Below are 24,486 nucleotides of genomic sequence, written 5' to 3'. Positions count from 1 at the left end.
ATTTTGATTACGATGATTGCTGCGATGGTGATGATCAGGCCGAGCGGGGTGATCATGCGGCGTCGCCTATAATTTTTTCTGCTGGAACTGCCACCCCGGGCAAAAGCTCTATATCGTTGCGAGGATTCTGATTTCCCCAGTGGTGCCACCCTGCAGCATTACCTCGACTAAACAACTCAATGCGCGGCACATCGCCATAAAGCAGCTCCAGCCGGTGGCGAGCCTCCCACGGCTTTGCGCTGTGCTCACCGAGCGGGCTATAAATGACCTGCTTAACTGATGCGTTAACCCTTTCAATTCCTGCGCCACGCACGGCGATCAGCATGTCTTCCGAGTTTGCCCGGGTGTAATTACCGCCGTTCATTCTGGTTTGCGCGTTGAGCAATTCCAGCAGATCGTAAAAGTCCTCTACCTCACCCGCCGCCAGCGCCTTATTGATGTGCTGCTCTGCCAGCTGGTTCAGCTTAACCCACGTAAAACCTTTCATCGTTCTGACCTTGAATCCCCATGCTTCAGCGAGCTGGACGGCTTCGGTGTTATGTGTGCCGGTGTACCACATCGCCAGCACTGCATCTTTGGCCGCAATATCCCAAACTGGTAGTCGCTTGATGTCCGCGATCTCCATCGTTGCGTAGTGGTCGGATGCTGCGCCGTTACTGATGGTGTTGCTGTATGCCCATGGCGGGTCGCAGTAAATGAGACAGTATTTCTCAGACATAACAACTCCTCACGCAGAGCGCGATAGTGAATAGGGTGGGCGGGGATTAGTGCTGAAAGTTGACTTTAAATTTGTGTTCGCACTCGGGACATACAACATCGACATCTCTGGTGCGCGGCGTATCGGTCTCGCAAACTCCAGCCCTGCCGCCATCTATCCAGAAATCATCATCCTGTTCGATTAAATCAAAGTATTCCTCGCATTCTGGGCACTCGGTATAGAGATTGATACTCCAGTTAGCGTATATCTTGCTCATGCCGACCTCCGGTTCTTCTCTGCCCAGATAACCTTTTCATGGTCCTCTGTGCACTCACAGCTGCAGTAACTGCATCCATCGCGGGAAGGTTCACCGCAATCGCCATTACGGCAGATTGGTGAACGCGGCTCCGGGCGAGGCCGGTTAGCCAGGGCGATTTCTGTATTGAGTATCTCAAGGTCTGACGCATCATCTGCAATGTCGCACATAGTGATTCTCCAGAATTTAGGCGTAAAAAAACCTGCCGGAGCAGGTTGTGATTTCATCTTGCCAGTTTTATTCTGGCGCCAGTGGAATATGCTATGTCTCCTCCTGCGCCAATAACCCGTCCAAAGCCACCATTTGAGGTGCTTTCATCCCAGATTAGCCCCTCATCTCTCAGATCTTCCAAGGCTTGATAAATCTCGTGAGAAACCTCGTCTGAAGGCATCCCCATCTCTTCAAGAATTGACCCCAAAGGTACACCAAATTTTGGTAGCTTTTGCTGGGCTTCATCCTCATAAGCTTTATGCAAACTTTTTAGCGCAGTATAGATTTTTTCTTTCACTTGCCTTGCTCCTTCTGATAAACGGCCTCAATGTGCAGATGGATAAACCTCGGTCGGTGCTAAGCAGGCCTAACATTGACTTTTGTCGGATGTCCATCAGGGCCATCATCATGAGTATGGTCAGGGTTAGGCTCGATAATAACTATATAATCTTTGCCTTTACCATCGCGTGTCAATGTCACCAGATCTCCGGCACAAGGTTTGGTGTCAAAATCATGTACCTCTTCAACGCCGGTATCTTCAAAAACCACAGTGATTTTCATATTCCGTTATTCTCCGGATGATCGCTTGAGAAATGCTGTAAGCATCTTAAGAAAATTAGTCAATAATTTTTTTATGTAAAATGTTTTTTAGCTAAAGGAGAGTGAATGTAGAGTTGTTTAAGGAGTAATTCAATAACCTCAAGGGAGATGTAAAGTTGCTCTTTGCTTGGTTTCAGTGATTCATGAGCGGATTTATTATAAACAAGCCTTAATGAGTGTAGTATGTCCCTGCTATCTTTGCTAATTTTCCCTGAGGTGAATAAGTTATCAATTTTTTTTTCTAAATTTGCTCCTTCAATTTTTTCTTCTCTACATATAGTTTCAATAAGTCCTCTTATTCCAATTCCGGCAATTGTGGGACTGCCATTATTGATGGCGTTAACAGTTTCAATATATAGATCTTCAAGGGCGGAAGGGAGTTCATAAGCTTTATCAAAAACCATCAACTGATTTCTCTTTGGATGGAAATCATATGTAATTATAGGCTCTAGACCATCTGAATGATAATCAAAATTTTCACTATCCCATGAGGAGTATCTTATAGATGGAGACATGCATCCTTGGCATTGAATCACTTCAATAGTGGTTGTTGCATCCATGCTATTTTCAAAAGCATCATCGCTGTAATAAATTACAGAAAATTTCGCGTTTGACAATATTTTATGGTTCGTCTCTTGTCTACAGCTATGACATTCAATAGCCTCATAAAGATCTTCAAGTACCTTTAATTTTGGCTCAGCCCAAACAGTTCTGGACATATTCAACTCCATTTTATTTTGATTTCAATTTATACCTTACCATGTGTTTGCAAACGCATTTAGTGATGTGGTTCAAAGAAAATTAATTTTAAAATGAATATAAGTTAAAAATTCAAAAAGTTACTAGCGATTATCTTTATTCAAAATTATTCATTACTCTTGTTCGCCAATCAGGTACAGATCAGTATTCATTAATGACGCGGTTCTATGCCACCTCATTTTATCCTTGACGTTTTTCTTCAATACGATTGACTATTTGCTTAAGGCTAACGCAGCTATCTTTGCGCATGGTCGGTAGAACGCGGCGTGGGCTGCCTGTCCTTCTGTAGGTGAGCTCTATTGCCTGATAAAACTTCAGAGAGGCAGAAGCTCCAACCTGCATTGTTTTGCAAGGTCGGCGGAGAAAGTTTTGAATGTTAATTTGGAGCTCCACGAGGTACCTTTCAAAAAGGGCGCTTAACTCGCGCCCGGCATGTGCCCGTTTGATAACTGCCAGTATACACGCTCGGTAAAGCCACTGTTTGGATGGGAGTTGCGTCTGAAGTGAGGTAACTTACGCATAATCACGCTCCGGCTTCTTCGAGCTCCGCTTTGCGAAGCAGATAGACGTCAGTTGCCTTATCCAGTTCTGCAGGCGTACCAGCCAGTACCTTTGCAGCGTATTTGTAGAATTTATCCAGGCTGGTTAGCGACATTGCGCCGCCGGCTGCTTCGGTGAAGTCTGTGAGCAGCTGATCCGGAGTGCGCGTTTGTTCGCTGGTGGCTGCAGGGTTCACCTCGCGCTCTGGCCGTGGTTCCTGCTGAGTTTCCGGCTTGCTGTTAATCAGGTTGTTCAGCTCAGCACGACTGCGCGCCGGGGTGACGTCGCGTTCTGCACGCTGAGTCGGTTCAAATTCGTCAGGCGTATAGACGCCGAGGATAACATCAGGGCAATACAGCCGCGCCCAGTATTTCACTGCCAGATAGGCCAGCTGCTGCTTTGGTGCCGTCTTCCACAATGGGGAGTTGCGGGTAGTCACGAACTCCATATAAAGCGGCTCCCCCCAGGTGATTTCTGTTTCACCGCGAAGCACCGCGCCGACGCGCACGGACAGGCCACGCTCATTATTCGCGTTTGCTGCGCCTGGTTTGAACTTCTCCCAGTCGCCGCCGTATTCGTATTTGAAGCGCCCCTGAACGGCGGTAGAGCTGGTGATTACTGCATTAACCAGCTGCGCTTCATAACCCAGCGTGCCGTTTACCAGGTGCGTTTTCTGCGCCACGGCGTACGGGTTCATGCCCCACTGAGCAGCTTGCAGAGCGATGGCCAGGCAGTCAGCTGGCTTACCTGCGAGATGTGCCGGGACGGTGGCCTTGCCCTGCGCCATGACCTCTGCAAACGCCTGCAGTTTCTGCAGACCGGTCGGGCTGAAGATGGCGGCTTTGGTGTCGGCCTCATTAACCGGCGACTGCATAATTTCGTTGCTCATACGTTATCCTTTCTCTTTGCCCAGTCCGGGCGCGTGATTTCTTCAATGCCGCCCCAGCTGCCGGACTGCATGCATTCGTGATAGGCGGCAAGGTCGCGGCGAAACAGGTCATAACCCACGGCCACATCATCCTCACCAAGCTGGAACACCCGAACCGGGTACCGGCCGCAGTCGATCGATTCGCTGACGGCGATGAAAACGAAAAGAGGGTATTCACCGAACTGTTTGCTGAATCCCTCCCGGTAGTAGGCGTCCTGGACGTGATAGCGAAACTCTTCAACGTGGCGGGCGAAGCGGCTCATATCGGCCACCTTTTTGACGTCCACAATTACCGGCTGCTGAGACAGAAACTTGTCCGGCCGGATGCGGCACAGCTCGCCGGTCTGGTCGTCATTCCAGTAGATTGACGCCTCCTGATGGCCTTCTGCCTCAAGCAGCCAGCGGGCGGCGGGATGGGCGAGGGCGCTGGCGCGCATCAGTCTCAGTTTGCGGCCCTGTTCGGCATCCATAACCGTCATGCCCATGCCTTCACAGTCCTTTAAAAAGGCTTTTTCGTTCGCCTTGCCTTCAGTGGTCCGGCGGTTGAACTCCGGCGCCACGATAAAGCGGCTATCAAACTCCTCTGGCTCCAGCAGCAGGCAGTGCAGGGCTGTTCCCATATCCAGCGCGGCTTTCTTCTCTTCATCCTCCGGCGCGCTTTTGCGCCACTGAAAGATGGCCGGGTTGATGGCGATATCATCCAGCTGGGATTTACTGATGCCGGCACTGGAGTGATAAGCCTCGTTGCTGATGTCGTAGTAGATGCCAGGCTGCATCACGCCACCTCGTCATAGCTGTGCTTGTGCTTCCAGATATCAATAGCCCGCTCGCGCTTGGCTGCAGTGATCATCATGTCTCGCATGAATGCGTCAGCGGCCATTTCGAGGTCATCATCCATGTCAAACATACCCATGGCTTCGTGATCGAAGTGGCGCAGCATAAAAGCGCAGGCTGGTGCAACGATCGGGCTGATGCGATGCTGAGCCATAATTTCATCAATGCGGGCTGCGATAATCTCCAGCTCCTCATCTGGCAGGCTGTCAGCTATCTGCTGAACTTCTTTACCGTCTTTCTCATGCAGGCGAAATTTCATTTGCGGTCTCCCATAATCAGACGCTGCAGGAACAGATTGATGAAGGTGAAGCCGTTCGACTTTTCCAGCAGCTGTGCGCGCTGGCGCTCAAAGTCATTCTGGTGCTTGCGGTATTGATCCGCCGGGGCTGTCTTTTTCACGGGCGCGTCTCCTGCGATACAACTTCAACCAGACGCTCCCACAGCTGCTGCAGGCGGCTCTTGGGACGCCAGTGCAGAACGTCTGCGCCTGATAAACGGAATGCGAACTGGTTTACTACGGGTGTGACGGTTTGAGAGCTACCCATGTGGGCAGCCCCAGCAGTTGCAAATTGCATGGGTAACTCCTGATTAATTTGAGGGGTGGTTGTTAAAAAAATGCCCCGAACATTCCTGCCGGGGCCAATAGATGGTAGTGAGTACAACTGGAATGCCCTCACAGAAAGGCATTGCGCTTGCACCATGAGAAATTGCTATGGATCTAGCTATGTGCTGCGTACACGTTGTGAATAAAAAAGGCCGCCCTCAGGCAGCCTTAAGTGCGTACTCACGAGCTTGCCGGCGATTCTTCCAAGCCAGCTGCAAATAACACTGACGCAGAACTTCGCTATCGCGATGACGCACCGCTGACTGCCGGTACTCAAGCACCGCTGCGCGGCATTCACTGGCGTAATAAGCGTTTCTGTTCATGACTACCTCATTTAATAATGTGTGTTGCGTCCTTCCGGACTTTGCGGTGACCAGCCTGAAATAAGGCTACCTGTGGTAAGCACATCGCTGTGCTCTTATGCTTCTCACGCAGACTTGGCGCTGATGTGGCGCGGGCTACGTTTAAGCTGCATCCCATAAGGGTGGTGACGATTCCGTTCTCAAACTGGCGATCTGCTGCTTTCTTTGCACGATGCTCAGCTGCACGCTTTGCGTTGTAACGCTGCTTCGAATTCATGGTGTTTCTCCAAGTGAGTGCTTTGGTGATTGGATGGCCGGTGCTCCTCGCCGTTCACGTGCGCTGGTTTTGCCACCGTTCAAGACGGATTTGTTATCCAGCGACTTCAGCCGACGCCGGGGTTACTACAGCTGCCCCCAACCATGCGTTTGCATTCATCCAATCCCAGAGCACTCGCTCCGGCCTACCTGCATCAGGTAGGAATCTAATTGTTAAAGAGCTGACTTCCGTTTCTTACTGCCCCAGCGTCCTGCTGATGGGATAAATATATCCAAAGCTATTATTACTGTAAATAGCCAAAGATATATATTTATAGCTTTGGTGATATTCATGTTGATTCCTAAAGGAATTTATTTTTGTCCAGACGAAAAAAATCCCGCCGAAGCGGGATCATTTAATACTTTTGCGTTTTGCTTCAGCCTAACCTTTTGTAGTCAACGGACTGACGGAGAAGCACTTTTGCCATGATATGAAACTCTCCCTCGTCACTCTCCTCAATGAACCATTCTTTATAGCGCTGGTTATCCGATAGAACTGCAAGGCGATGCTTTTGCATTTGGAGTCGTTTTACATGCATTGTTTTGCCAAACACGAATACATAGACGCCGTCGCCATCGAAATGGGTTACGGCAAGATCTACAAAAATCTGATCGCCCGGCTCAATGGTTCCCTCCATGCTGTCGCCGCGCACGGTGATGACTTTGATTGTATTGGCAGGACGTGGGCCAAATAACGCTTTAGCCTGCTCATTGGTGTATTCAATAGCTCTTATGGTTTCAACGAATTCAGTAGACACAAGATAACCATCCCCCGCGCTGGCTTGGACATCCAATACATCTACACGATAGTAGTCAGGTTCCGCCTGTCTTTCTTTCTTAGGGGTATGGATCTGAGGAGCACCCCTCATCTCACCTTCGCCTGAAGAGAGCCATTCAGGACTCACTTCTAGAACCTTTGCTATCTCATAAAGCTTTCTGGTGTTTTTGGTAATGCCCTGCGTCAATTTCCATACGCTTGGCTGTGCCATTCCTACAGCTTCAGCTAAGGACGCCTGAGTATGCCCGCTTGCCCTCATGGCAGCGTTAAGTCTGTCTGCAAAAGTCATTTTAGATTTCCCTTTTGTCCTCCCTGAAAGATATAGCCATAGGTATTATTCATCAAATAACCAAAGCTATTTACTTCTTGGATAGCTTTAGCTATTATTACAATAGCCAAGCAAAGCAGGAGCTATTTTATGGTCAACAAAGCTATTAAGCGGGCTATTGACATTGTAGGCAGCCAGCAGAAGTTAGCTGATGCATGCCTCGTCAAGCAGCCCTCAGTTTGGGCTTGGTTGCACGGGAAGAAAAAGGTGTCCGCTGAGAATGCAAAGCGCATTGAGAAAGCCACCGATGGAAAGATCCCAGCTTACCAAGTACGCCCAGATTTAACTGACCTGTTTCCTCATCCGAATCAGGCAGCGTAAGTAACACCGCTCTTTGTCAATTTAGCCGCCCGCCTGCTTCAGGAGGGCAAAAACCAAGTGACTAGCTCGCTGCAAAGTCACGCAAGTTTTTCAACGAAAGGAATATTACATGATTGAAATTACAAGCTATCGCAAGAAAGCGAGAGAAATTGAAGGCCAGCTGCTGAACAAACTGGCTGAGCTAGGGCAGGGTCCACTGGCAAAAGTCATGGGTCTGGATGAGGCAGCAGTAAGCCGCATGAAGCGCCCGTCAGGAAAGCAGCGTCACAGCTTTTTCCAGATGATGAGTCTGGCAATGGCCTATCTGGATGTGGTGTCGCCGGAGTCTGAAGTAGCGAAGAGGCTGCTGAGGATTGAGGAATTACTGACAAAAGAAAAGCCCCAAAGCAGCGGTAACTGTTTTGAGGCCTGATGCGAAATGACTGGATCAATTCACAGGAATAATTATGAGTAGTTTATCGCTGTATTACAAGGGCAAAGAGAAGAATGGCACGGATACCACGGTGCGTAAAACGTTCCTGGTTCCGCTGTCAGAGTTGTATGTCGAACCGGGTTATAACGTTCGTGATATCGATCAGCAGCACGTTGAGGAATTCCGCGACGCATTTATTGCCGGCGAATTTGTGCCGCCTCTGGCGGTGCAGGTGACAGGCGACCGCGTTAAGGTTATCGACGGTCATCACCGCTATCACGGCGCCCTGATGGCTACCGAAGCCGGTCACGAAATCCCCCGCCTTGAGTGCAAAGATTTTACCGGTACTGAAGCCGATCGCATCGCATTCATGGTTACCAGCAGCCAGGGTAAGCCGCTTACAGCACTTGAACGGGCAGCAGCCTATCAGCGCCTGTCTAATCAGGGATGGTCAGTAAGCGAAATCGCCAGCAAGGTTAAGCGTTCGGTCGCTGATGTTGATCACCACCTTCAGCTGCTGACGTGTGGCGATGAGCTGATAGCCATGGTCAGAACCGGCGAGGTAGCAGCAACGACTGCTGTTGCTCTGGCTCGTGAGCACGGCGCTAACGCTGGGGCTATTGCAACTGAGCAGATGGGTAAGGCTAAAGCCGCTGGTAAGAAAAAGCTCTCACGCAGCGCAGCAATCCCGCTGTTCAGTGCTGCAAAAGCCCGTCGCCTGGCTGAGCTGCTGGTGGGTGCTGAGATGTCCGGAGAAGCCGGTAAGGCACACCTGGTGCTGGCAGAAGGAACGGCAGAGGAGGTAGGGCAGATCATTGCTGACTATCGCGCCGGGTCGCCCGGCAGGTGGGAAGAGTCATGAATCTTGCATATGAAAACGTAACACCAATCAGGCCCGAACTACGGGCCGTGGAGCGTCGCGTGGCAGATTTGGAGGATGGTTACACGCGCATCGCCAATGAACTGCTGGAAGCTGTCATGCTGGCCGGAATGACACAGCATCAGCTTCTTGTTTTCATGGCCGTCATGCGCAAAACATACGGCTTCAACAAGAAGGTTGACTGGGTTAGCAATGAGCAGCTATCTCAGCTTACAGGTATGTTGCCGCACAAGTGCTCAGCTGCAAAAAGCTCCCTCGTAAAGCGAAATATCCTGACGCAGGAAGGGCGCTTAACAGGGATAAATAAAGAGCTGAGCCAGTGGATAAATGAACCTTACCCGAAAAAGGTAAATTCACCCGAATCAGGTAAGAAAACATTACCCGAATCAGGTAACGGGTCTTACCCGAATCGGGTAACCACAAAAGACAATATTACAAAAGACAATAAAGACAGTAATTCTTCGTCAGAGAATTCTGTCGAATCCCCTGACTCACCTCCGGCAAATCTTCCTGCTCTTCGTCCTGAAGCAGCAGTCCAGACACCGAAGGGTGACAAGTGGGGAACCGAAGACGACCTGAAGGCGGCGGAGTGGATTTTCAAGCGGGTGCAGATCGTCTCACCCAATGCCCGCCAGCCTAACTGGCCCGCCTGGTCAAACGACATCAGGCTGCTGCGCACGGCTCTGCAGGTAACGCACCACGATATCTGCGAGGTGTTTCTCTGGGCCAGCCGCGATCACTTCTGGCAGTCGAACGTGCTCAGCCCCGCGAAGCTGCGGGAAAAGTGGGACACCCTCAAAATCCAGATGAACCAGCCAAACCGTAACCGGGCGGCGCCAGCGGATCAGCAGCCTGCTGCCCACTGGAACAGCCAGGAAGCATGGGAGAATTTCATATGAGACATCTCGTAGCGGCAGTAAACAATCGCGACAGCAGCGCGCTGGCCCGCATGGCCGGTGATACCCCGCAGCCGGCGGATCGTCGCCTGCATCAGGAGGTCGAAAAGCTGATGAATGAGTTTTTCGACGGACTCAAACAGGTCTTTCCCGCCTCAGTCAGCACCGCCTGGCGGACTCCGGCAGACGAAGCCGCCGCCAAACGCCAGTGGATCGCTGCCTTTGCGGAGAACGGCGTGACCAATAAGCAGCAGCTCTCTGCCGGCATGCGGCAGGCGCGCGCCAGCGGATCACCGTTCCTGCCGTCTCCGGGCCAGTTTATCAGCTGGTGCAGGCAGGGCGCTTTCGCCGCTGCGGGGCTGCCGGAAGAAGACACGCTGTACGGCATGGTGATGACCTACTGCGCGAAACGCGGCGATTACGCATCTCCGGAGCTGTATCCGTGGAGGAGCAACGCCGATTACTGGATGGTCACCGGCCTGTACAGCCTGATGCGCGCTAACAACCTGAGCGAGTCAGAGCTGCGTATCAAGTGCCGCTCTGAGCTGCGCAAAATGTCCGAACGGATCGAGGCTGGCGAAGACATTCCGGAACCGCGTAAGCAGCTGCTGAAGCTTTCCATCCCGTCCACCAGCGAAAAGGCGATGGAAGGTGTGGCCCTGCTGCGCGCCACACTTAAAGCAAAACGGAGTGCATCATGACCCAGGTTATTCAGCTGTACATCGAAACCCCGCTGCTGCGGCAGGCACGCAACCTGACAGAGTCCATCATCAACCTGGCTAAGGTTTCCGGTCTGACGCCCGAGCAGTTTCAGTCTCACCTGCGGGCTATCGATCTGCTGGCGCGCGAGACGCACGACCTGATTGTTGATGCTGAGTTTGAACAGGAAGACGATCGGGAGAAGGCCGGTGGATATACCGAAAGAGGGCATACGCCTACATAAATCAAACTTCAGAGCCATCGGGCAACAGCTTCAGCCACTGCTCGAATCCGGCGAATGCTACCGGCTCACCCTCAGGCCGTGGAAAGAAAAGCGCAGCCTCTCACAGAACGCACTCAGTCACATGTGGTACGCCGAAATCAGCGTCTACCTGATTAAATCCGGCCGCACCGATGCAACACCTGAGTGGGTAAAGCGCAATCTCAAGCGCACGTATCTGGGCTGTGAAGCCATCACCTACACCGATTTCATCACGGGCGAAAAGTCCACGACCTACGAACCCCGGCACACGGCCGATCTTGATACCGGAGAGATGCATTTCTTCCTGAATCAGGTTGAGAGCTGGTGCATGCAGTTTGGTCTGGTGCTTACGGTCCCGCATGACTCGGAATATCAGAAACTGAAGGACAAACAAAATGGGTAGACCAAACACCTGGACACAGCAGGAAATTGACTACATCGAGCGTGTGGCCGGAAAGGTCCCGCCGCAGGTTATGGCCGACGCGCTTAACAAACCGCTTAGCACGCTCAAAACCAAAGCCACCGTTCTGGGGCTGGGGTTAAACGTACCGAAACATATTCTTGAGAAGCACTGGCCGGAGTATCTGAAGAAAAAGGAGAGCAGCCATGCGTCAAACGTGGTTCACCCATGACCCTGTAGACACCGATACCGCCAACGAACTCCTTCACCGATATGCCGCCCGCAACATCCAGACCCAAAAGATGCTCGCCACTGATCCCCGCCTGTGGCTGGTCAGCGCGCTGCTGCCTGAAAGCAAACGAGAACCACGGAGAGATTACACCTATGAGCAGAGATGCTGGCAATAAGCGCTGCTGCCGCTGCCACACCATTCTCACCAGCGAGGACAAATATCATCACGGCATATCGTGCTGGAAGTGCGAAGAGGACCTGTTCTATGCAGATAAATTCGATTACTTCCCCCTGATCTGCGCCTGGCGATATGCAGGCTATCAGGTGCGATGGCTGAAGTGCGTATCCGGTCACCTCATGAGTCTGTTTCTGCGTGGCGCGCACCGATTTTTTGATGCCTGCCGATCCGGACTGAAGCATCACAGGAGGGGGCGATGAGAAAAATCAGGCGCCGCTGCAAAAATCCGGGCTGCCGTGAATGGTTCCACCCAGGCTTCCAGAATCACTGGTGGTGCAGCGCAGACTGCGGAACCGTAATAGCAATGGCGAAGAGGGAGAAAGACCGGCAGAAAGCGATACAGGAAGCAGAGCGACGACGCAAAGCAGAAACCCAGCAGGAAAAGCGCCACACCAAAATCCGCAAGTTAGCCCTCAAGCCAGACAGTTACTTCAAAAAGCAAGCCCAGCAAGCCTTCAACAAGTTCATACGCCTTCGTGACCATGATCAGCCGTGCATCAGTTGTGGCGAGACCAATCCGCCCGATCTGCATGGCGGGCAGTGGGACTGTGGCCACTTCAAAACGGTCGGTGGCTTCCCTGAGTTGCGGTTTGAAGAGCGCAACGCTTATCGCCAATGCAAATCGTGCAACGCCGGATCGGCAAAACATGGCGCCAAGGCGGCGACGGTGGTGCAGCAGTACGAAGCAAACCTAGCTGAGCGATATGGGCAGGCGCTGGTCGACTGGCTGAATGGGCCGCATGAAATGACGCGTTACCGCCGCGATGACTTCATCCGGATCCGTGATATGTACCGGGCTAAATGCCGTGAACTTACAAAGCAGAGGGAGGCAGCATGAGCCTTGAAGCAACCGTGAAATACCATTTTCCAAAGGGGCAGAACTTCAGCGGTACCGCGCCGCAGACGTCGCCTGACACGCTCACAGGGACTGATTACATCGCTGCTATGGGAATGACGCAGAGCCGCGCTCCGCTGGGTTACAGCGCTTTCATGGGAAAGGTGGGAGTAAGTGAGAACGACGCCGCACGCGCCGTATCCCTGTTAACTGAATATGCACTTCAGACCTGCGACAGGGTTCCAGCCTTTCGCAAACTCGACGCTGATATTAAACCAGCCGTTATGCAAACACTCGCAACTTATGCCTACATGGATTACTGCCGCAGCGCTGCCAGCGTTAAGCCCTGCGATTGTTGTGATGCGAAAGGGTTTATCAAAGCCGATGTGTTCTCAATGAAATCGCCACTGTCTGGCGGCGAGACCAGAAACGTCAAAGAAACCGTGCGCGTGCTCTGTAAGTTGTGCAAAGGGAAGGGTGTCGTATCAACCGCATGCCGTGACTGCAATGGTCGTGGGCGCGCAGTGATGAAAGCGGAGACGGAAAAGCAGGGCGTGCCTGTCATGGGTGACTGCAAGCGCTGCTGCGGGCGTGGATATGAGCGAATACCTGCGGTCGATGCGCACAGAGCAATCAGCGACATTACTGATAGCATCAGCCTCGCCACGTGGGATCGAAGCGGAAAGCCATTCTACGATCAGCTGATAGCAAAGCTGGAAACGGAAGAGTCATGGGCGAACGCTGCGCTGAATAAGGTAACTGCGTAGAAACAAATTAAATAGCTCATTATTTTATCGTGAGCTATTTACTTTTCAGGAAGCTGGGGATATGATTCCCAACAGTTGAAGTTGCGCGCTGTTGTTAAGTGCGCTGAAAATACAAGTTCCATCACTCTGTGATAATTAGAAAGCCCTCCGGACTCACCATCTGCGAGGGCTCTTTTATGAATAATATGTTCTTACACTGAAGGGATTTGTCATAACATGATTTCCTCAACAAAGGGAGGTTATGTTATGAACGAGGATTTGCAGCCTGATCCAGTATCAAAGGAAGATTATCACTTGGCCCTGAGAGAGTTAGATATAGCCGTTTGTGAAGCAAAGGCGGTCAGTAATGCTATTGGGACTCGACAGGCTGATAAACCTAATCATGCTTGGTCAACATATATATTTCTACGTATTTGTATTAACGCTGGAATAATGATTGCAAATGTCCCCGGGTCGCGTTGGGTAAAAAAAGATTATGAGCTTTGGGACTTTTCATCTGTAGCTCCTCAGGCGAGAGCTATTATGGAAGCAAGGCTTTTGTTATTTTACATATCCAAGGAAAATAAAAGCGATGATGAGTGGCGTGTAAAATTAAACACTATGCATATGAATGACTGCATGAAAAGAATTGATATGTTTTCTGCAGGCGACAATACAAAAATTCTTGATTTCTATCTTGAACAAAAACAAGAAATTGAATCTGTATTAATGTCTAGCGATTACTTCCAAACATTAGATAATGGCACTAGGAAACGCATTTTAGCTGGAAAAATTATGACCATCCAATCTCGTGATGAATTGATTCAAGAGATTGGAGATGATCCGGATTCATTTAGGAAGTTGTTTGATTTTCTTTCGCATTACACTCACATACTTCCAATGTCTTATTATAAGGCGGAAGCTAATGGAAGGGGGACAGGGTGTTTCAATATTTACGATCATGCCTATATATATATGGCTATGATATTAGTAAAAGATTGCTTGGTCTTTTGTACCGACATAATTTGTGAAATGTTCCCTGATACATCTCGCGCAAGAAAAGGGCTTAAATCCAAGATCACCATCGGACCGAAACCTCGAAAATAGCATTAGTAAATTTATAAAGGCTCACCACGGTGGGCCTTTTCTTTTTGCGCCCTCCCAAAACCAAATCGGATGACCCTCATTGCTGTGATGGGGAGGAGCGCTTTTTTCTACAACGAATAGCTGCAATCGTGGCGTTCTCATTGTGATCAACTAAAGCTGCGTCGGGCATTTAGCGGCGGGAAGGCTCGGGGAAGTTTCTCAGGTGACATTGAGAAGTTTAACCGGGCTTGTTCTGTTCACAATGTCATCAATTCCTAAACAGAATAAGCCCCGCTCAGGGGAATAGGATGAAACGACGCATGCCTTACAAATCTGATCCGGGCTTTATAGCTGCACTGCTGGCACTCGGTATGACCGTGCTGGGTTCAGTGGCGGCTTATGCCTATAAAGTTTTAAGCGGAGAGAGCTTCAGTTGGCGCACCCTGTGCCTGCAGATGATTGTCTCCATTTTTGCCGGGTTCCTGATGATGCTGCTGGCCGTTTACTGGCAGTGGCCGCAGGAAGTGACCGGCGCAATCTGCGGTATGGCCGGCTGGTCTGGTTCATCTCTTATCAAAGCACTGGAAAAGCGTTTTCTGCAGAAAGCCGCAGGTGATGCGGGAGCGGCTGAATGATTACTCTCGATCAGTTCCGGCGCGCAACCGGCATCAGCCTGGCGCTGGCGGATATGTGGTTTCCTCACGTATCTGCGGCAATGCATGAATTCGGTATCAGCACGCCAAAGCGTCAGGCACACTTTCTGGCGCAGGTGGGGCACGAGTCCGCCGGCTTCACTAAAACCGAAGAGGGGCTGAACTACAGCGAGAGCGCCCTGAACGCCATGTTCGGAAAGCGCATCACTCCCTCACAGGCGAAAGCGTACGGCAGAAACAGCGCTCACCCCGCTGACCAGTGCATGATAGCCAGCATTATCTACGCAAACCGCAACGGAAACGGCAGCATCGAATCCGGTGACGGCTACCGGTATCGCGGGCGCGGCCTGATTCAGATTACCGGGAAGAAAAACTACTCGGCCCTGAATGCTCAACTGAGTGCTGACCTCATTGCAGAACCGGGCCTGTTATCGGGCAGGGCGCTCGCGGCACGGTCAGCTGCGGCATGGTGGAAGAATCACGGCCTGAATGAGCTGGCAGACGCGGGGAATGTCGATCGCATCACGCAGGTTATCAACGGCGGCCTGAACGGTATCGATGACCGACGCCAGCGTACTGCCCGCGCACTGGAGGTGCTATGCAGAACATGAACGTTATCCGCATCCTGATCCCCGTCATCTTCGTGGTCATCATCATCGGCTTCATTGCAAAGCTCGGCTATGACAATCAGATCCTCACGCAAAGGAACGATCGTCTGCGCCTGCAGAACACTGAGCTGATGTCCAAAAACACCGACCTTGCCGGCACCATTAAAACGCTGGCGGCGTACGTCGGTGAGCAAAACGAAATCGTCCGTGCTGAGACAAAGCGCCGGGCGGCAGCAGAGATGAAGCAGCAGGGGCTACAGGATGAGGTTAAGCAGGTGTTACGCGACAGCACGTGCAGCGTTGTGCTTGTCCCTGATGATGTCACTGACAAGCTGCGCGACCAGGCAGATTCAGTACGAAGCGGTAAAGGAGCCACAGCTACCGATACCGGCAAGCCTGCTAAGTGAGTGCCCGGTACCACACATCCGGAAGCCCATGACCTACGGTGACAGTATCCTGCTCAACTTCTGGTTGCTGGATTCGCTGGATGAGTGCAACGGCAAGCTGAGAGCTATCAGCAGGATTGAAGAAAGCAGAGCCTGACTTCGGTCGGGCTTTTTTGTACCTGCAGTTAATCACGCGCCATGCCCGGCGCATCAAACCACACAAAGCCTTTCAGGAATCAGCTTCGGAGATAACCGTTATAAGCGGCGGCTTCTCTGTGGGCGGTTATCTGGGCAACGAGGCTTATTCGCTAAAAGGTAGAACGCAATGACATACCCAACAGTCACAGTTAACGGTGTCTCCGTTCGTGTTGATGACGAGGGGCGGTATAACCTCAACGATCTTCATGCAGCAGCAGTTTCAAATGGAGAGGCATCTGAATAACAGCGTCCGAGTAACTTCATCAAAAGCGCTCAGATTAGACGCTTCGCCGACGAACTGACCGAAGCTACGAAAATAGCTTCGACCCGAGTTATTAAGGGCGGCACGGAATCAGGCGTGTGGGGCCTCGAGCTACTGGCGATTCGATATGCGGCGTGGCTGAACCCTAAATTTGAAATTCGGGTATACAACACCTTCCGGGAAGCGGTACTTAGCGGCATCACTAACATTTCCCATCTAAACCGCCTTGATCTGCTGATAGCAAATGAGGCCAAGGAAGTGAGCGCCTGTGCAAGGGCAATGAATAAATGGGGTGTTGGTGGGCGCAAGAAACTACTCAACGGTGCGCGTGAGCGGATCGTCAGCCAGATGGTTCCTGACATGGTGGCGTTGATGGAAGGCAATACAACACAGTGAAAATGGGGAAATTATTGCCCACTTTTATAGCGGGCAATAAACACCTCTAAGAATTAGAGATTAGGGTCAAAAGCCAGAACAATCGCTGCTATAACGGGTATTGCTTTAGTTATAGTAAGCCCGACTTTTTTTGGAATGCCATCCTGAATTCCAGACCAGTCTATAAATAACTCAGTACACGCAAAAGCAGCGAATAAAAAAGCAAAAGAAACTGCCGTTCGCTCTGAGAAGTAGATTGCAAAACCAAGGGCGACCAAGAACAACAATCCAGACAACCAAGCCATCATCTTCATTTAGTTCATCCTTATGAAATGAGATGCTTAATATATACAAACAACACTTAATACTTTACAAAAAATAACATATTAGGCATTGGCATGTCCGACATCTATCAAATCGCGCTAACCATCCAAACAGGCGAAACCTTCACGGGCAAGATGTCACGACGTCAGCCTGAGTTGGTGAACGGTTTTATACCGCTGGCGACCGAAACTGGTCAGTAGCTGTATTTCGCACCTGCTGACGTGAAGCACGTGGAGTTCACGTCGGTACCGGCGGAGGAAACACTGGCAGAAACCGAGGAGCCCGCATCATGAATAGCTCATTTATCCCGGTAACCCTAAGTCCGGATGTTTCAGCGGCGGGCGAAGAGGCCCAAGCTAGCTACTGCGCCGAACCAATGGACTAAGCCCGCACATCTCTGAAGATGATTGCAAAGATACCGGCGCAGAGGGATTTGGAAACTGAATTGCACCAGAAGTATGGCGGGTTCAGAGCGCATGGAGAGTGGTTTTGTCTAATGAAAGAGCATCTTTCCGAATTGGCATCAGATCCCGGAAACCTCATTGCCAACAAGTGATCATCACAAGACGCATTTGCGAGTGCGCCTGATGATGCTTGCCCAATTGTATGTCGTGATGGAATCATTACCTTTCCAATTTGAGAGGAGAGAAGTATGGACTGGAAAGTATTCGCAGAGATTCCACCACCCGATGACAAGTGGCAAAGATACCATGTCACCTTAGCCTCTGGTGAGGTAGGTACGGCTACTTACAGTTGTAACTCAGGTTTCTATGACATAGATATTAGTGGCGAAAAAAAGCCAACTGGAACCGTTATACACCTGTGGGCTCTGATACAAGAGCAATAAGAATTTAACCGCCTACGGGCGGTTTTTTATTGGCCTTACAATGCGCTTTCTAAGCAGAGTGCCTGATGATGAGGCATGATGGCATGTAGCTTTCTCTGTGAGTAATTGAGTGATATAAGAAACCAAATTACTTGCATGGAAGCCATAATGAGAAAATCGCTCTGTTTAGCTCTTATTGTCCTGCTGGCCGGCTGCCAGTCCAACCCGCAATCTCAGGCCAGACTAAAGGCAAAACAATCTTATAAATTTCCAACTGCGGTCGAGATGAAGAATCAATGTGAGTCGCAAACTCCTGAGGGGAAAGCAGACAGAGATACACTTGTATGGGTATGCCAGTTTGCTTCTGCCATACAACATCGCCTCTTTGATATTGATTTATACCGTGGCAAGACCTGCATCCTGCAAGTCACACAGCCATTGGGTCAGCAGCCTACGGATGTGATGGTGCTCGATGGAAACCAAAAGCTCTGTACTGCAGCAGTCGAAGCTATAAAGGGAGCCATAGAAGCAGAAACATTCCCTATGCGCCCGAAAAGCATGAATGAAGTCATACCAGTCCGTTTCGCACCGCAGTAATTTAACAAAAGATTTTAGAGGCTCTCAGCTAATGAATCTCTCCGACAAGGGATAGCGGTAAGCCGCGCTGTAAAGCGTTACTAAGCTGGCTTATACTGCCATTTGAATAACGGGTAGGAGAACTAATGAAACTGTCATTCAGAAATGCCGCTTTACCTTTCGGTGAAAGAATAAAAACGACTTTCATATCGGGAGATACAGAGCGAGCTAGCTCTATATATGCATTTATCACTGGGCCAGCTGCAGAAATCGAGCGCACCAACGACAATGCTGACCCTAATGGCGTGTGGTCTATAAATTTTGATGGATCAGCCAAGATTAACTTTGAGCGTGGTGTTTATCATTTTAGAAGCGCAACGGTGATACAAAGAGGCACATCTTATGAGATGTTCGTTACTGTCCTGTTCAGGGATACCCCTACCGGAGAACGTTTAATTTACACCATAAAAGAACTGTAACCGCCTCCGGGCGGTTTTTTATTGGAGAAAACATGCCAGACACCTACCGCATCACAGTTACCACTAAATCCGGTGAAACGCATGAAGGCCTGATGAACCGATCGCAGCCAGAAATCGTTAACGGCTTCATCGGCATTGCCCGTGAAGATGGTGGCTGGGTTTATCTGGCGCCTGATGACGTGCTCAAGATGGAGTATGTTCCGGAGGTTAAGGTTGGTGATTAGTGATGGATCATCTCACAAACCAAGAACCTGAAATAATGCAGTGACGGCCGCTGATAAAGCTGCGAAGGAATTGTATTTTGACTGAAGCCTGGCTGTTGCAAAGAAATCATGTAAGTTCACATTTAGGGCTGGGTCTTCATATGTGACCATCACAATCTTTTTGCCAAGCTTAATCTTTGCAGTGGCTGATTTAATCCACAAAATAGCGGAAAGAACACCAAAAGTTAGGGATGCAACATGGTGCTCTTTGAACCAACCTAATATTGACAAAAACTCTTCCATACTGAACCTTTCAGATGAATTTAATGGCACTCACTAACAAACAAGAGATGTTCTGTCGCGAGCACCTCGTAGGTTAGCGTCAGCAGACGATCAGGCACCTGATTCGTCAATTTAATACTATGGTCAGCTTCATTGAAGTAGAGTTTGCAAATTTTATCTTGAACCTAACCAGCGCCATATCGAGTGGGATAGAAAAGCGCTGCCATTTTGGAGTGTGGAATTCGCTTACGTTGGTGACTGAATAGCCATGTTTTCTGGCAAGGCGGTAAACAGACCCCATCCTTTTGTTATCTATCAGATGAGATTCTAAGGTAGCGCTTTTATAGCCGTTTGTTTTGAGGTGCTGAAGGCAGCGTTCAAGGGATTTAACCACTTTGTATGCGCCAGATTTTTTTCGAGGTGTTCTAAAAATCATTAAGTGCAAGTTCACATGTTTCTGGCGCTTATCTACATACAAAAAGCGTTCATACACGCCATGAGAGCGAGCACTAATAGCAATAAAAACAGCCAAGAAAGCCAGCAAAGCTGCCTCAAAATAAATAAAATAATCCATGTTTCCTCCGTGATTGTTAACCGTTAAATCGGTCAGTCTTTCAAAAAACTTTAGAGCGAAAATACTATGGCAACACCAGATTGGGAGGCCATCGAGTCGGCTTACCGTGCTGGCTTGTTGTCCGTAAGAGAGATTGCCTCGCAGCATGGCATCACCCATACCGCGATTAACAAGCGGGCGAAAAAAGAGGGATGGGAGCGCGACCTAAAAGCGAAGATAAAAGCTAAGGCTGAATTACTGGTTTCCAAACGTGAGGTTTCCAAGCAGGTTTCCAGTGAAAAGATGGTTTCCGAAAGGCAGCTCATTGAGGCCAATGCCGAGGTAATCGCCAACGTCCGTATGGAGCATCGCGGAGATATTCGCCGTGCTCGTAACATCGCCAATTCTCTCTTTGATGAACTGGAAGCCGAGTGCACCGACGTAGCAGCGCTTCAGCGGCTGGGTGACCTGATGTATGAGCCTGACGATAAGGGTTATGACAAGCTCAACGAGATTTATCACAAGGTCATCAGCATGCCAGGGCGAGTGAAGTCGATGAAGGATTTATCCGACACACTCAAAACGCTGATTGGCCTTGAGCGGCAGGCATATGACATCGACGGGCCCACCGGCGACGAGTCAACGAAGAAACTTTCCGATCTGATGGACGATTTAGCCAAGGGGTAATCATGAAGCCAGAACATCTCGCGCTTCTTCGTGACAAGCTCTGGCGCCTGAACAACCTGTACTGGATCACCGACAAAGAAGGTAAGCCGGTACGATTCAGGATGACGCCGGAGCAGCTCGAATACTTTGAAGGCATGCATACACGCAACATCATCCTGAAGGCTCGCCAGCTGGGTTTCACCACCGAAGTCTGCATCATACAGCTGGACGCGGCATTATTTGAGGCTGCCAAGTGCGCCCTGATAGCCCACACCCTGAACGATGCCAAACGCCTGTTCCGCGAAAAGGTGAAGTACGCCTATGATCGACTTCCGGCAGAAATCAGAGCGGCCAACCCGGCGAGCAATGATTCTGCAGGTGAGCTGGTTTTCAGAAAGGGCGGCTCAATCTACGTCAGCACCTCATTTCGTGGCGGCACACTGCGCTTCCTGCACGTTTCCGAGTTCGGGAAGATATGCGCTAAGTTCCCCGACAAAGCCCGTGAGATTGTCACTGGTGCGTTTGAGGCGGTATCAAGCGACTGCTTTACCACAATTGAGAGCACGGCGGAGGGGCGCGCCAGTTACTTCTTCGACTACTGCCAGACAGCTGAGAAAGCGCAGCTGCAGGGCAAGCCGCTGTCTAACCTCGACTGGAAGTTCTTCTTCTTCTCGTGGTGGAAGAACCCACTCTATGCAATCGACCCGGTAGAGGCTCTGCCACAACGCCTGAGCGATTATTTCGCTGATATTGAGGCAAAGCATGGCGTGAGTCTTAGCGAGCGCCAGAAAGCCTGGTATTACGCTAAAGAGAAAACACTCGGCGACGACATGAAGCGCGAGTATCCATCGATACCGGCTGAAGCCTTTGAGCAGTCTGTCGAGGGCGCCTACTATGCCAAGCAATTCCGCTGGCTCTATACCAACAAGCGTGTTGGAGAGCTGCCAGATAACTCACACCAGCTCGTTCACACGTTCTGGGATATCGGAGTAGGCGACTCAACTGCAATCTGGTTTGTTCGTGAGGTAGGGGATGAATTCCACGTTATCGACTACTACGAGAACAGCGGTGAAGGCCTCCGCCATTACATGAAGGTGCTGAAAGACCGCGGCTATGAATATGGCGATCACTGGGCGCCACACGATATCGACAACCGGGAGTTTGCTGGTGACGGCAAAAGCCGTAAGCAGATAGCAGCTGAAGGCTTTGAGATAGACGGGCAGGTTTACTCCATCCGGTTTAAGGTCGCGCCGAAGCTTGGCGTTGATACCGGTATCGATTCAGTGCGTGAAATCCTCCCGCGATGCGCCTTTGACTCTGCTAAATGCGAGCTGGGTATATCTCATCTTGAAGGTTACCGCAAAGAGTGGGACGACAAGCGCGGCTGCTGGAAAGATAAACCCCTGCACGACTTCACATCGCACGGTGCTGATGCCTTCCGCTACTTCGCTGTAGCGAAAACGAACCACAAACAGACCGGCGCAATCTTCTTCTAAGGAGCTCATCAGTGAGTGAACAAAGCAACGAGGTTACATTCCTCGTTAATGCCCTTGCTGATGCTATGGGCCGTCAGCGGATGTTGTACGGTGGTCATCAGGGCAATACCAAGCGAACGAAGCTCTATGAAGAGTTTGGTTATCCCAACGATCTGGATTTTGACCGCTACTACCGTGCCTATGAGCGCAACCCGGTGGCTTACGCCGCGGTGCATAAGCTGCTGGACTCCTGCTGGGTTGACCGGCCTGTCATTATCGACGGTGATGAGAAAAAAGAGTCGACCTCTACAACACCATGGGAGGCTGCGGCAACAAAGCTACTGGCGCGGCACTGGGCGAAGATCAAAGACGCTGACAGGCGCAACCTGATCGGTAAATACTCCGCGCTGCTGATTCAGTTCCGTGATGGGCGAGAGTGGAAAGAGGCTGTAGACAGCACCGTGATTAAGCGGCTGGGTGACCGGGCGGTCGTTAAGCTCATCCCGGCATGGGAGTCGCAGATTAAGCCCGGCAATTTCGACACCGACACCATGTCGGAAACCTACGGTGAACCGGTGAGTTACCAGTTCAACGAGCAACCTGTTGGTGACGACGGCACATACGGGCCCGTTCGTAGCGTTACAGTGCATCCCGATCGGGTCATCATTCTGTGTGAAGGCTCAGAGGATGAAAACATGCTGTCTGGCGTCCCTTATCTGCGCGCCGGCTACAACAAGTTGCTCGACCTTGAGAAGATTTCCGGCGGCAGCGCTGAAGGGTTTCTGAAAAACGCCAGTCGCCAGCTGGGGATCGCCTTCGACTCAACGACAGACATGGCCACCATTGCTGCTCAGGCTAAAGAGGCCGGTTACGCCAATATCGGCGAGGCGATGAACGATAAAATCGCCAGGATGAACCGTGGTACCGATGCTGCGCTGGTCATGCAGGCCGGCACGCCTTCTGTGCTGTCTGTGGCTGCGGCTGACCCGTCCCCCTCATGGACGGTAACCGCGAATGAGTTTTCATCGTCGATTCAGTGCCCGTTCACCATCCTGTTTGGACAGCAAACCGGCCGCCTGGCATCCGATGAGGATAAAGCAGACTGGGCGAAGCGCTGTAACGGTCGTCGGTGGGGATTCATGACGGCTGCAATTAAATCCGTTCTTGAGCGCTTCTGGACGCTGGGGGTCATTGATGCGCCCCGGTCTGGAGAGGTCACACTGGCATGGTCTGACCTGCTTGCACCAAGCGAGAAAGAAAAGATCGCCAACATGCAGGCAATGGCCTCTGTAGCCAAAGACACGCAGCAGGCATTCGGAACATCAGCTGTTGATGAAAACGAAGTACGTACTGTAGGAGAGCTTGAGCCACGCAAGGCTCCATCCACTCCAGACCCGAACAAAAAGCTAAACGATAAGGACCCGCTGAATGACGACGACGCCAGCGAGAACCCGGAGCGGGACGCCAATAATACCCCGCAACAAAGCTGACCCGACGCAATCGGCCCGGCAGGTGGGCCGGGTGTATCGCGATATTGATGACCGCTACTACCGGGTAAAGTTGGCTCTAAAGCAGTTGCTCGATGAGCGGCTGAGCGGCACTGAGCGCATTGGTAACGCATCGCATGCTGTATACGGCGATGTTATTTACCAGGTGAATGCCGGCACCTACATCTACGACATGACAGCCGCACAGCTGGCGGACCTGCTGCAACGCGTACAGTTGATTCTCGACGATCATCTGCTTGACGGTGGGAGTCTGAATCTCTGGGCGCTGACCTATATTGCTGAAGAGTATGAGCGCGGCACTCTGCAGGCATTCACCAATCTGTCAGTGCAATCGGCTGTGTATGAGCAGGAGACCACGCTGGCGCAGCTACTGAGCAGTCCGGCATATCAGAATCAGATCGCCGCGGCTTATGTCTCCACTTACAGCGACTGGAAGGGCATCAGTGATGCTGCCCGGGCTGACCTTGCTAATGTCATATCCGATTCAATAGGTCGTGGCGTTAACCCGCGTGAAACGGCTCGCATAATCAGCAAGCGGCTTGATGTGTCGATGGCACAGGCAAAGAACATCGCTCAGACCGAGCAGGTTGGTGCTTTGCGGAAAGCCCAATGGCTGGAAACCGACTGGGCACGTGAGAGGCTCGGGCTCAATACGGCCGTGATGTGGCTGTCAGCGCTTAAGCCTACAACCAGAGCATGGCACGCGGCGCGACATGGCCGGGTTTACACCACTGAAGAGGTTGAGGCTTTCTATTCGGTGAGCGGCAACCGGTATCACTGCTACTGCAGTCAGGTTCCTGTGCTGCTCAATGACAACGGTAGCATTTATAACAAAGGGTTAACTGAAAAGTTAGCCAAAGAGAAAGCTAACTGGTATCAGTAGAGCGAAACATTT

Annotated in this window: 38 protein-coding genes and 2 pseudogenes; 26 read left to right on the top strand and 14 right to left on the bottom strand. The window is 50.9% G+C overall.

Annotated features, from left to right (window positions below; translation table 11 throughout):
• Positions 1–52 precede the first annotated feature (52 nt).
• From B4M48_RS10415 to B4M48_RS10365, 11 genes are all read right to left on the bottom strand, one after another.
• Complete coding sequence (locus B4M48_RS10415) at positions 53–718, bottom strand: MT-A70 family methyltransferase (RefSeq protein WP_288656625.1); 666 nt, start codon at positions 716–718, stop codon at positions 53–55.
• Between the two features lie 46 nt (positions 719–764).
• Positions 765–974: a hypothetical protein gene (locus tag B4M48_RS10410; protein ID WP_288656623.1), complete on the bottom strand. Its 210-nt coding sequence runs from the start codon at positions 972–974 to the stop codon at positions 765–767.
• Between the two features lie 262 nt (positions 975–1,236).
• Positions 1,237–1,521 (bottom strand): hypothetical protein, encoded by a 285-nt coding sequence (locus B4M48_RS10405; RefSeq protein WP_288656620.1) that lies wholly within the window; start codon positions 1,519–1,521, stop codon positions 1,237–1,239.
• A gap of 59 nt (positions 1,522–1,580) precedes the next feature.
• Positions 1,581–1,784 carry a hypothetical protein gene (locus tag B4M48_RS10400; RefSeq protein WP_288656618.1) on the bottom strand — a complete coding sequence of 68 codons (204 nt, stop codon included), beginning with the start codon at positions 1,782–1,784 and terminating at the stop codon, positions 1,581–1,583.
• Positions 1,785–1,855: 71 nt separating this feature from the next.
• Entirely contained in the window at positions 1,856–2,542 is a 687-nt protein-coding gene (locus B4M48_RS10395) for a DUF4145 domain-containing protein (RefSeq protein ID WP_288656617.1), read from the bottom strand.
• 563 nt (positions 2,543–3,105) lie between these two features.
• Complete coding sequence (locus B4M48_RS10390; RefSeq protein WP_288656616.1) at positions 3,106–4,011, bottom strand: RecT family recombinase; 906 nt, start codon at positions 4,009–4,011, stop codon at positions 3,106–3,108.
• Positions 4,008–4,826, bottom strand: a complete 819-nt coding sequence (locus B4M48_RS10385; RefSeq protein ID WP_288656615.1) for a PD-(D/E)XK nuclease-like domain-containing protein — start codon at positions 4,824–4,826, stop codon at positions 4,008–4,010. Before B4M48_RS10385 ends, B4M48_RS10390 begins: the two co-directional genes overlap by 4 nt.
• Positions 4,826–5,143 carry a hypothetical protein gene (locus B4M48_RS10380; RefSeq protein ID WP_288656614.1) on the bottom strand — a complete coding sequence of 106 codons (318 nt, stop codon included), beginning with the start codon at positions 5,141–5,143 and terminating at the stop codon, positions 4,826–4,828. Before B4M48_RS10380 ends, B4M48_RS10385 begins: the two co-directional genes overlap by 1 nt.
• Positions 5,140–5,283 carry a hypothetical protein gene (locus tag B4M48_RS10375; protein WP_288656613.1) on the bottom strand — a complete coding sequence of 48 codons (144 nt, stop codon included), beginning with the start codon at positions 5,281–5,283 and terminating at the stop codon, positions 5,140–5,142. Before B4M48_RS10375 ends, B4M48_RS10380 begins: the two co-directional genes overlap by 4 nt.
• Complete coding sequence (locus B4M48_RS10370) at positions 5,280–5,429, bottom strand: hypothetical protein (protein ID WP_158530705.1); 150 nt, start codon at positions 5,427–5,429, stop codon at positions 5,280–5,282. The genes B4M48_RS10375 and B4M48_RS10370 overlap by 4 nt, the downstream gene beginning before the upstream one ends.
• A gap of 1,053 nt (positions 5,430–6,482) precedes the next feature.
• Positions 6,483–7,172 (bottom strand): XRE family transcriptional regulator, encoded by a 690-nt coding sequence (locus tag B4M48_RS10365; RefSeq protein WP_288656612.1) that lies wholly within the window; start codon positions 7,170–7,172, stop codon positions 6,483–6,485.
• A gap of 129 nt (positions 7,173–7,301) precedes the next feature.
• Here B4M48_RS10365 and B4M48_RS10360 point away from each other — a divergent pair, with 129 nt between their 5' ends.
• From B4M48_RS10360 to B4M48_RS10285, 17 genes and pseudogenes are all read left to right on the top strand, one after another.
• Positions 7,302–7,532 (top strand): transcriptional regulator, encoded by a 231-nt coding sequence (locus B4M48_RS10360; RefSeq protein ID WP_094111407.1) that lies wholly within the window; start codon positions 7,302–7,304, stop codon positions 7,530–7,532.
• 109 nt (positions 7,533–7,641) lie between these two features.
• The gene (locus tag B4M48_RS10355) at positions 7,642–7,944 is read left to right on the top strand and encodes a CII family transcriptional regulator (protein WP_286876726.1); all 303 of its coding nucleotides are present in this window, start codon (positions 7,642–7,644) and stop codon (positions 7,942–7,944) included.
• A 34-nt stretch (positions 7,945–7,978) separates the two neighbouring features.
• Complete coding sequence (locus B4M48_RS10350) at positions 7,979–8,806, top strand: ParB/RepB/Spo0J family partition protein (RefSeq protein WP_286876725.1); 828 nt, start codon at positions 7,979–7,981, stop codon at positions 8,804–8,806.
• Positions 8,803–9,723 carry a replication protein gene (locus tag B4M48_RS10345; RefSeq protein WP_288656610.1) on the top strand — a complete coding sequence of 307 codons (921 nt, stop codon included), beginning with the start codon at positions 8,803–8,805 and terminating at the stop codon, positions 9,721–9,723. The genes B4M48_RS10350 and B4M48_RS10345 overlap by 4 nt, the downstream gene beginning before the upstream one ends.
• A complete protein-coding gene (locus B4M48_RS10340) occupies positions 9,720–10,421 on the top strand; it encodes a replication protein P (RefSeq protein WP_288656607.1) in 702 nt (233 codons plus the stop codon). Before B4M48_RS10345 ends, B4M48_RS10340 begins: the two co-directional genes overlap by 4 nt.
• Positions 10,418–10,663, top strand: coding sequence for a hypothetical protein (locus B4M48_RS10335; protein WP_288656604.1), 246 nt, complete (start codon positions 10,418–10,420; stop codon positions 10,661–10,663). The genes B4M48_RS10340 and B4M48_RS10335 overlap by 4 nt, the downstream gene beginning before the upstream one ends.
• Positions 10,629–11,084 carry a YbcN family protein gene (locus B4M48_RS10330; RefSeq protein WP_288656602.1) on the top strand — a complete coding sequence of 152 codons (456 nt, stop codon included), beginning with the start codon at positions 10,629–10,631 and terminating at the stop codon, positions 11,082–11,084. Before B4M48_RS10335 ends, B4M48_RS10330 begins: the two co-directional genes overlap by 35 nt.
• Positions 11,077–11,313, top strand: coding sequence for a hypothetical protein (locus B4M48_RS10325; protein WP_288656600.1), 237 nt, complete (start codon positions 11,077–11,079; stop codon positions 11,311–11,313). Before B4M48_RS10330 ends, B4M48_RS10325 begins: the two co-directional genes overlap by 8 nt.
• Positions 11,288–11,488 carry a hypothetical protein gene (locus B4M48_RS10320; protein WP_288656598.1) on the top strand — a complete coding sequence of 67 codons (201 nt, stop codon included), beginning with the start codon at positions 11,288–11,290 and terminating at the stop codon, positions 11,486–11,488. Before B4M48_RS10325 ends, B4M48_RS10320 begins: the two co-directional genes overlap by 26 nt.
• A 258-nt stretch (positions 11,489–11,746) precedes the next feature.
• Positions 11,747–12,388 carry a recombination protein NinG gene (locus B4M48_RS10315; protein ID WP_288656596.1) on the top strand — a complete coding sequence of 214 codons (642 nt, stop codon included), beginning with the start codon at positions 11,747–11,749 and terminating at the stop codon, positions 12,386–12,388.
• The gene (locus B4M48_RS10310) at positions 12,385–13,152 is read left to right on the top strand and encodes an antitermination protein (protein WP_288656594.1); all 768 of its coding nucleotides are present in this window, start codon (positions 12,385–12,387) and stop codon (positions 13,150–13,152) included. Before B4M48_RS10315 ends, B4M48_RS10310 begins: the two co-directional genes overlap by 4 nt.
• A 246-nt stretch (positions 13,153–13,398) precedes the next feature.
• Positions 13,399–14,238, top strand: coding sequence for a hypothetical protein (locus tag B4M48_RS10305; protein WP_288656593.1), 840 nt, complete (start codon positions 13,399–13,401; stop codon positions 14,236–14,238).
• A 299-nt stretch (positions 14,239–14,537) separates the two neighbouring features.
• Positions 14,538–14,852 (top strand): phage holin family protein, encoded by a 315-nt coding sequence (locus B4M48_RS10300; protein WP_094111422.1) that lies wholly within the window; start codon positions 14,538–14,540, stop codon positions 14,850–14,852.
• A complete protein-coding gene (locus tag B4M48_RS10295) occupies positions 14,849–15,481 on the top strand; it encodes a glycoside hydrolase family 19 protein (protein WP_288656591.1) in 633 nt (210 codons plus the stop codon). The genes B4M48_RS10300 and B4M48_RS10295 overlap by 4 nt, the downstream gene beginning before the upstream one ends.
• Positions 15,469–15,885, top strand: a complete 417-nt coding sequence (locus tag B4M48_RS10290) for a DUF2570 domain-containing protein (RefSeq protein ID WP_288656589.1) — start codon at positions 15,469–15,471, stop codon at positions 15,883–15,885. The genes B4M48_RS10295 and B4M48_RS10290 overlap by 13 nt, the downstream gene beginning before the upstream one ends.
• Positions 15,794–16,021: an Rz1-like lysis system protein LysC gene (gene lysC, locus B4M48_RS18060; protein ID WP_422662154.1), complete on the top strand. Its 228-nt coding sequence runs from the start codon at positions 15,794–15,796 to the stop codon at positions 16,019–16,021. The genes B4M48_RS10290 and lysC overlap by 92 nt, the downstream gene beginning before the upstream one ends.
• Positions 16,022–16,189: 168 nt before the next feature.
• Positions 16,190–16,720: pseudogene (locus B4M48_RS10285) on the top strand (KilA-N domain-containing protein).
• 53 nt (positions 16,721–16,773) lie between these two features.
• Here B4M48_RS10285 and B4M48_RS10280 read toward each other — a convergent pair.
• Complete coding sequence (locus B4M48_RS10280) at positions 16,774–17,013, bottom strand: hypothetical protein (RefSeq protein WP_288656588.1); 240 nt, start codon at positions 17,011–17,013, stop codon at positions 16,774–16,776.
• An 84-nt stretch (positions 17,014–17,097) separates the two neighbouring features.
• On the opposite strand from B4M48_RS10280, the pseudogene B4M48_RS10275 reads away from it, so the two are divergent.
• From B4M48_RS10275 to B4M48_RS10260, 5 genes and pseudogenes are all read left to right on the top strand, one after another.
• Positions 17,098–17,316 (top strand): annotated as a pseudogene (locus tag B4M48_RS10275) (hypothetical protein).
• 110 nt (positions 17,317–17,426) lie between these two features.
• The gene (locus tag B4M48_RS18010; RefSeq protein ID WP_349681452.1) at positions 17,427–17,579 is read left to right on the top strand and encodes a GIY-YIG nuclease family protein; all 153 of its coding nucleotides are present in this window, start codon (positions 17,427–17,429) and stop codon (positions 17,577–17,579) included.
• Positions 17,580–18,017: 438 nt separating this feature from the next.
• The gene (locus B4M48_RS10270) at positions 18,018–18,446 is read left to right on the top strand and encodes a cell envelope integrity TolA C-terminal domain-containing protein (protein WP_288656586.1); all 429 of its coding nucleotides are present in this window, start codon (positions 18,018–18,020) and stop codon (positions 18,444–18,446) included.
• Positions 18,447–18,571: 125 nt separating this feature from the next.
• The gene (locus B4M48_RS10265; protein ID WP_288656584.1) at positions 18,572–18,904 is read left to right on the top strand and encodes a hypothetical protein; all 333 of its coding nucleotides are present in this window, start codon (positions 18,572–18,574) and stop codon (positions 18,902–18,904) included.
• A 32-nt stretch (positions 18,905–18,936) separates the two neighbouring features.
• Positions 18,937–19,128 (top strand): hypothetical protein, encoded by a 192-nt coding sequence (locus tag B4M48_RS10260; protein WP_288656582.1) that lies wholly within the window; start codon positions 18,937–18,939, stop codon positions 19,126–19,128.
• A gap of 12 nt (positions 19,129–19,140) precedes the next feature.
• On the opposite strand, the gene B4M48_RS10255 is transcribed toward B4M48_RS10260, so the two are convergent.
• Complete coding sequence (locus B4M48_RS10255) at positions 19,141–19,410, bottom strand: hypothetical protein (protein WP_288656579.1); 270 nt, start codon at positions 19,408–19,410, stop codon at positions 19,141–19,143.
• A gap of 106 nt (positions 19,411–19,516) precedes the next feature.
• Entirely contained in the window at positions 19,517–19,963 is a 447-nt protein-coding gene (locus B4M48_RS10250; protein ID WP_288656576.1) for a hypothetical protein, read from the bottom strand.
• A 66-nt stretch (positions 19,964–20,029) separates the two neighbouring features.
• Between B4M48_RS10250 and B4M48_RS10245 the strand changes: the two genes are divergently transcribed.
• The 4 genes from B4M48_RS10245 to B4M48_RS10230 are packed head-to-tail and all read left to right on the top strand — an operon-like array spanning position 20,030 to position 24,474.
• Complete coding sequence (locus tag B4M48_RS10245; RefSeq protein WP_288656573.1) at positions 20,030–20,629, top strand: hypothetical protein; 600 nt, start codon at positions 20,030–20,032, stop codon at positions 20,627–20,629.
• A 2-nt stretch (positions 20,630–20,631) separates the two neighbouring features.
• Complete coding sequence (locus tag B4M48_RS10240; protein WP_288656571.1) at positions 20,632–22,104, top strand: terminase; 1,473 nt, start codon at positions 20,632–20,634, stop codon at positions 22,102–22,104.
• 11 nt (positions 22,105–22,115) lie between these two features.
• Positions 22,116–23,573 (top strand): DUF1073 domain-containing protein, encoded by a 1,458-nt coding sequence (locus tag B4M48_RS10235; RefSeq protein WP_288656568.1) that lies wholly within the window; start codon positions 22,116–22,118, stop codon positions 23,571–23,573.
• The gene (locus B4M48_RS10230; RefSeq protein ID WP_288656566.1) at positions 23,512–24,474 is read left to right on the top strand and encodes a phage minor head protein; all 963 of its coding nucleotides are present in this window, start codon (positions 23,512–23,514) and stop codon (positions 24,472–24,474) included. Before B4M48_RS10235 ends, B4M48_RS10230 begins: the two co-directional genes overlap by 62 nt.
• Positions 24,475–24,486 lie beyond the last annotated feature (12 nt).

Source organism: Pantoea sp. UBA6567, assembly GCF_002434165.1.
GTDB lineage: Bacteria > Pseudomonadota > Gammaproteobacteria > Enterobacterales > Enterobacteriaceae > Pantoea > Pantoea eucrina.
The sequence above is the reverse complement of the archived record's forward strand: the minus strand, read 5'-3'. Positions and strand labels throughout refer to the sequence as shown.

Bases quoted from the DNA above. Each gene is read 5' to 3' on its own strand.
- B4M48_RS10415 (WP_288656625.1), bottom strand. From the start codon at position 718: ATGTCTGAGAAATACTGTCTCATTTACTGCGACCCGCCATGGGCATAC.
- B4M48_RS10410 (WP_288656623.1), bottom strand. From the start codon at position 974: ATGAGCAAGATATACGCTAACTGGAGTATCAATCTCTATACCGAGTGC.
- B4M48_RS10400 (WP_288656618.1), bottom strand. From the start codon at position 1,784: ATGAAAATCACTGTGGTTTTTGAAGATACCGGCGTTGAAGAGGTACAT.
- B4M48_RS10395 (WP_288656617.1), bottom strand. From the start codon at position 2,542: ATGTCCAGAACTGTTTGGGCTGAGCCAAAATTAAAGGTACTTGAAGAT.
- B4M48_RS10390 (WP_288656616.1), bottom strand. From the start codon at position 4,011: ATGAGCAACGAAATTATGCAGTCGCCGGTTAATGAGGCCGACACCAAA.
- B4M48_RS10385 (WP_288656615.1), bottom strand. From the start codon at position 4,826: ATGCAGCCTGGCATCTACTACGACATCAGCAACGAGGCTTATCACTCC.
- B4M48_RS10380 (WP_288656614.1), bottom strand. From the start codon at position 5,143: ATGAAATTTCGCCTGCATGAGAAAGACGGTAAAGAAGTTCAGCAGATA.
- B4M48_RS10370 (WP_158530705.1), bottom strand. From the start codon at position 5,429: ATGGGTAGCTCTCAAACCGTCACACCCGTAGTAAACCAGTTCGCATTC.
- B4M48_RS10365 (WP_288656612.1), bottom strand. From the start codon at position 7,172: ATGACTTTTGCAGACAGACTTAACGCTGCCATGAGGGCAAGCGGGCAT.
- B4M48_RS10360 (WP_094111407.1), top strand. From the start codon at position 7,302: ATGGTCAACAAAGCTATTAAGCGGGCTATTGACATTGTAGGCAGCCAG.
- B4M48_RS10355 (WP_286876726.1), top strand. From the start codon at position 7,642: ATGATTGAAATTACAAGCTATCGCAAGAAAGCGAGAGAAATTGAAGGC.
- B4M48_RS10350 (WP_286876725.1), top strand. From the start codon at position 7,979: ATGAGTAGTTTATCGCTGTATTACAAGGGCAAAGAGAAGAATGGCACG.
- B4M48_RS10345 (WP_288656610.1), top strand. From the start codon at position 8,803: ATGAATCTTGCATATGAAAACGTAACACCAATCAGGCCCGAACTACGG.
- B4M48_RS10340 (WP_288656607.1), top strand. From the start codon at position 9,720: ATGAGACATCTCGTAGCGGCAGTAAACAATCGCGACAGCAGCGCGCTG.
- B4M48_RS10335 (WP_288656604.1), top strand. From the start codon at position 10,418: ATGACCCAGGTTATTCAGCTGTACATCGAAACCCCGCTGCTGCGGCAG.
- B4M48_RS10325 (WP_288656600.1), top strand. From the start codon at position 11,077: ATGGGTAGACCAAACACCTGGACACAGCAGGAAATTGACTACATCGAG.
- B4M48_RS10320 (WP_288656598.1), top strand. From the start codon at position 11,288: ATGCGTCAAACGTGGTTCACCCATGACCCTGTAGACACCGATACCGCC.
- B4M48_RS10315 (WP_288656596.1), top strand. From the start codon at position 11,747: ATGAGAAAAATCAGGCGCCGCTGCAAAAATCCGGGCTGCCGTGAATGG.
- B4M48_RS10310 (WP_288656594.1), top strand. From the start codon at position 12,385: ATGAGCCTTGAAGCAACCGTGAAATACCATTTTCCAAAGGGGCAGAAC.
- B4M48_RS10305 (WP_288656593.1), top strand. From the start codon at position 13,399: ATGAACGAGGATTTGCAGCCTGATCCAGTATCAAAGGAAGATTATCAC.
- B4M48_RS10300 (WP_094111422.1), top strand. From the start codon at position 14,538: ATGCCTTACAAATCTGATCCGGGCTTTATAGCTGCACTGCTGGCACTC.
- B4M48_RS10295 (WP_288656591.1), top strand. From the start codon at position 14,849: ATGATTACTCTCGATCAGTTCCGGCGCGCAACCGGCATCAGCCTGGCG.
- B4M48_RS10290 (WP_288656589.1), top strand. From the start codon at position 15,469: ATGCAGAACATGAACGTTATCCGCATCCTGATCCCCGTCATCTTCGTG.
- lysC (WP_422662154.1), top strand. From the start codon at position 15,794: ATGATGTCACTGACAAGCTGCGCGACCAGGCAGATTCAGTACGAAGCG.
- B4M48_RS10280 (WP_288656588.1), bottom strand. From the start codon at position 17,013: ATGAAGATGATGGCTTGGTTGTCTGGATTGTTGTTCTTGGTCGCCCTT.
- B4M48_RS18010 (WP_349681452.1), top strand. From the start codon at position 17,427: ATGATTGCAAAGATACCGGCGCAGAGGGATTTGGAAACTGAATTGCAC.
- B4M48_RS10270 (WP_288656586.1), top strand. From the start codon at position 18,018: ATGAGAAAATCGCTCTGTTTAGCTCTTATTGTCCTGCTGGCCGGCTGC.
- B4M48_RS10265 (WP_288656584.1), top strand. From the start codon at position 18,572: ATGAAACTGTCATTCAGAAATGCCGCTTTACCTTTCGGTGAAAGAATA.
- B4M48_RS10260 (WP_288656582.1), top strand. From the start codon at position 18,937: ATGCCAGACACCTACCGCATCACAGTTACCACTAAATCCGGTGAAACG.
- B4M48_RS10255 (WP_288656579.1), bottom strand. From the start codon at position 19,410: ATGGAAGAGTTTTTGTCAATATTAGGTTGGTTCAAAGAGCACCATGTT.
- B4M48_RS10250 (WP_288656576.1), bottom strand. From the start codon at position 19,963: ATGGATTATTTTATTTATTTTGAGGCAGCTTTGCTGGCTTTCTTGGCT.
- B4M48_RS10245 (WP_288656573.1), top strand. From the start codon at position 20,030: ATGGCAACACCAGATTGGGAGGCCATCGAGTCGGCTTACCGTGCTGGC.
- B4M48_RS10240 (WP_288656571.1), top strand. From the start codon at position 20,632: ATGAAGCCAGAACATCTCGCGCTTCTTCGTGACAAGCTCTGGCGCCTG.
- B4M48_RS10230 (WP_288656566.1), top strand. From the start codon at position 23,512: ATGACGACGACGCCAGCGAGAACCCGGAGCGGGACGCCAATAATACCC.